This is a genomic window from Cedecea sp. VD22 (assembly GCF_037150195.1).
Lineage (GTDB): Bacteria > Pseudomonadota > Gammaproteobacteria > Enterobacterales > Enterobacteriaceae > Cedecea.
In genome coordinates, this window is record NZ_JBBCPX010000082.1 from 1 (window position 1) to 255 (window position 255).

Below are 255 nucleotides of genomic sequence, written 5' to 3' on the forward strand. Positions count from 1 at the left end.
TAAGTTTTGGTGCATGAAATGATGGTGGAGCTAAGCGGGATCGAACCGCTGACCTCCTGCGTGCAAGGCAGGCGCTCTCCCAGCTGAGCTATAGCCCCATCGATTTCGTAAAACCTTTGATTACCATAATTTTCATCTGGTCAAGGCGCAACTTAGCTACGCATACTGAGGTATGCGAGTCTGAGGTGCAACGCAGAACAGGGGAAAATTTGGTAGGCCTGAGTGGACTTGAACCACCGACCTCACCCTTATCAG

1 tRNA gene is annotated in these 255 nt (G+C 50.6%); it reads right to left on the reverse strand.

The annotated features are described in order from the left end of the window. Positions 1 to 22: 22 nt before the first annotated feature. Positions 23 to 98, reverse strand: a tRNA-Ala gene (locus WFK85_RS23565). Between the last annotated feature and the right edge of the window lie 157 nt (positions 99 to 255).